Origin of the sequence: Streptomyces pseudogriseolus, assembly GCA_002154585.1 — a bacterium.
Taxonomy (GTDB): domain Bacteria; phylum Actinomycetota; class Actinomycetes; order Streptomycetales; family Streptomycetaceae; genus Streptomyces; species Streptomyces pseudogriseolus.
Genome location: MUNG01000648.1, coordinates 1 through 3,806 on the forward strand (window position 1 = coordinate 1; position 3,806 = coordinate 3,806).

2 protein-coding genes are annotated in these 3,806 nt (G+C 74.8%); both read left to right on the forward strand.

Going from position 1 to position 3,806, the window contains the following annotated elements:
- Positions 1–1,723 (forward strand): CDP-glycerol glycerophosphotransferase family protein (locus CCN29_RS33740; protein ID WP_442538675.1); only part of this gene is annotated, 1,723 nt, incomplete at its 5' end.
- 1 nt (position 1,724) lies between these two features.
- Positions 1,725–3,806 (forward strand): bifunctional glycosyltransferase/CDP-glycerol:glycerophosphate glycerophosphotransferase (locus tag CCN29_RS33745; RefSeq protein WP_086686275.1); only part of this gene is annotated, 2,082 nt, incomplete at its 3' end.

The window sequence follows — 3,806 nt, forward strand, 5'->3', positions numbered from 1 at the left end:
CAGCCGGTCGCCCTGGCGGCGGGCCCGGTGCCGCACCAGCACCCGCCGCGACACCGCCACCCGCTCCGCGCGCAGCAACGCCCGCCCGCACCAGCCGACGTCGGTGAACCACCCGGGCGGGAAGGTCAGTTCGTGCTCGGCGATGAAGGCGCGCCGCCAGGGCGACCGGCTGCGGCTGCCCGGGGCGCACCACCACGACCTGCTGGACCAGGCGGAGCGGGTGCTCGAGGAGGCCGCCGGGCTGGAGCTGCCGCCCGAGCGGTCGGGGCCGCTGTTCGAGCAGCTGTTCGCGGCGGTGCTGAAGACGGCCGCGCACCCCCGGCGGCTGCCGTCCGGGCGGCGGGAGTTCTTCCGCCGCGCGAGCGCCCTGTACCGCCGTCACCGGCCCGCCGGGTTCCGGCCGCCGGGCGGCAGCCTGGGCGTGCAGCACCGGCTGCTCGCGGCCGGGTCGTACGAGGCGTTCGCCGCGCTGCGCGACACCCGGCGCGCGGCCGGGCGGGCGGCGGCCGCGCTGCCCCGCCCGCGCGGACTGCGCACCCGGCTGCACTACGGCCTCCAGCTGCGCCGCCCGCTCGACCCGGACCTCGCCGTGTACTGCGCGTACTGGGGCCGGGGGTACTCGTGCAACCCGGCCGCGATCCACGCCAAGGCCCGCGAACTCGCCCCGCACCTGCGGGGCGTGTTCCTGGTGGAGGCCGACCAGGCGCACACCGTGCCCGACGGCGTGGAGTACGCGGTCCTCGGCAGCCGCCGCGCCTGGGAGCTGCTCGCCCGCGCCACGTACCTCGTCAACAACGCCAACTTCGCGGAGGGCGTGGTCAAACGCCCCGGCAGCGTGCACCTCCAGACCCAGCACGGCACCCCGCTGAAGACGATGGGCGTGGACCAGTCGGTGTATCCGGTGGTCGCCGCCGCCACGGGCAGTTTCACCAAGCTGCTCGGGCGGGTGGACCGCTGGGACTACAACCTGTCCTCCAACCCGCACTCCACCCGCGTCTGGGAGCGCGCCTTCCCCGGCTCGTACGAGCACCTGGAGTACGGCTATCCGCGCAACGACGTGTATGTGACGGCCGGCGCCGACGACGTGGCCCGGGTGCGCGCCGAGCTGGGCGTCCCGGAGGGCGCGCGGGCGGTGCTGTACGCGCCGACCCACCGCGACCACCTCACCGGTTTCGAGCCGGGGCTGGATCTGGAGGCGTTCTGCGAGGCGGCGGGCGAGGACGTGGTGGTGCTGCTGCGCGCGCACTACTTCTACGACCGGGGCGGGAGCGGCGGGCGGTCCGGCCGGGTGATCGACGTGTCGGCGCACCGCTCCTCGGAGGACGTGTGCCTGGCCGCGGACGCCCTGGTCACGGACTACTCGTCGATCATGTTCGACTACGCCAACCTAGACCGCCCGATCGTGGTGTACGCCGACGACTGGGAGGTGTACCGGCAGACGCGGGGCGTCTGCTTCGACCTGATGGCCGCCCCGCCGGGCCCGGTCGCGCGGACGCCTCAGGAGCTGGCACAGGTGTTCCGCGACGGCTCGTACGCGGACGGGGAGTCGGCGGCGCTGCGGGCGGCGTTCCGGGAGCGGTTCTGCCCGTTCGACGACGGGCGGGCGGCCGAGCGGGTGGTGCGCCGGGTGCTGCTCGGCGAGCCGCCCGAGGCCCTGCCGCCCGTGATCCCGCTCGCGGAGCGCGTCCCCGCCCCCGCGGCCGCCACCCTGGTGAGGAGCTGACGTGCCCCGCTTCAGCGTCATCGTCCCCGTCCACAACGTGCAGGGGTACTTGCACGCCTGTCTCGACTCGGTGCTCGGGCAGTCGTACCGCGACCTCGAGGTGATCGCCGTCGACGACCGCTCCCCGGACGGCTGCGGGGCGATCCTCGACGACTACGCGGCCCGCGACGAGCGGGTGCGGGTGCTGCACCTGGAGGAGAACGTGGGGCTCGGCCGGGCCCGCAACGCCGGGATGCCGCACGCGGCCGGCGACTTCCTGCTGTTCCTCGACAGCGACGACACCCTCACCCCGGGCGCGCTGCGGGCCCTCGCGGACCGCCTCGACGAGACCGGCGACCCGGACGTGCTGGTCTTCGACTACGCCCGCACCTACTGGTGGGGCGGCACCCGGCGCAACGTGCTGGCCCATGTGCTGGCCGAGGCCGCCGGGAGCACCTTCACGGCCGCCGAGCGGCCGGAGATCCTCGACCTGCTGATGGTGGTGTGGAACAAGGTCTACCGCCGTGACTTCGTCGAGCGGGAGGGCTTCTCCTTCCCGCCCGGCTACTACGAGGACACGCCCTGGACCTTCCCGGTGCTGCTCAGCGCGGAGCGCATCGCCACCCTGGACCGGATCTGCCTGTACTACCGGCAGCGCCGCCAGGGGAACATCCTGTCCACCACCAGCCGCAAGCACTTCGACGTGCACGAGCAGTACGCGCGGGTGTTCCGCTTCGTCGACGCCCGCCCGGCGCTGGCGCACTGGCGGCCGTTCCTGCACGCCAAGATGGGCGAGCACTGTCTCGACATCCTGTCCAAGCCGGACCGGCTGCCGCCGTCGGACCGGGCCGAGTTCTTCCGCCGCACGGCCGAGATGTTCCACGCGCACCGCCCGCCGGGCGCCCGCGTCCCCGCCGACCTGCGGGTCCTGGAGGGCTCCTACGCCGGTTACGTGCTGCGCCGCAGGGCCACGCGGACCGGGCGGGAGCTCCAGCGGCGGGCCCGGCAGGCGCGGGCGGCGACGGCGGCGCGTGCGGTGCGCGCCCGGTCGCTGCCGCGCCGGCCGCTGGACCCCCACCTCGCGGTGTACTCGGCGTTCTCGCACCGCGGGATGCTCGGCGACCCGGCGGCCGTCTACCGCGCGGCCCGCGAACTCGCCCCGCACATCCGGGGCGTGTGGGTGGTCGCCGACGAGGAGCGGGCCGCGGGCCTGCCGCCGGGCACCCCGTACGTGCTGCCGGGCACGCCGGAGTACCGACGGGTGACCGAGCGGGCCACGTACTTCGTCAACAACGTCAACTGGGCGGGCACGCTGGTGAAACGGCCGGGCAGCGTGCACGTCCACACCCATCACGGCACCCCGCTGAAGTACGCGGGCGCCGATCTGCTGGACAAGCCCGGCGCGCGGCTGCACTTCGACGTGCCGCAGATGCTGCGCCGGGCCGACCGCTGGGACCACAGCCTGGTCGCCAACCGCCACTCCGAGCTGGTGTGGGAGCGGGCCTTCCCCTGCCACTTCACCTCGCTGCGGTCGGGCTCCCCGCGCAACGACGTGCTGGTGCGCGGCGACGAGGAGCGGGCCCGCGCCATGCGGGAGCGGCTCGGGATCCCGGAGGGCGACACGGTGGTGCTGTATGCGCCGACCCGCCGGGACTACCGCAGGGACGGGCTGGTGGAGCGGATCGACCTGGCCCGGTTCGCCGCCGACCTGGGCGAGGGCCGCACCCTGGTGGTCCGGCTGCACCCCACGCTCGCCGACGGACCGGCCCGCGGCCTGGGTCTGTCGGAGCTGCACCGGCGGGGCGTGCTGGTGGACGCCACCGACGAGCCGGAGGTGCAGGACGTGCTGCTGGCGGCCGACGTCCTGGTCACCGACTACTCGTCCGTGATGTTCGACTACGCCCTGCTGGACCGGCCCGTCGTGGTCCACGCCGACGACTGGGACGCGTTCCGGGCGAGCCGGGGCGCGTACCTGGACGTCACGGCCGAGCCGCCGGGCCATGTGACGCGTTCCTACCGGGAGCTGGCGTGGCTGTTCGCGTCGGGCGCCTGGGCGGACGAGGAGTCGGACCGGCTGCGGGCGGCGTTCCGGGAGCGGTTCTGC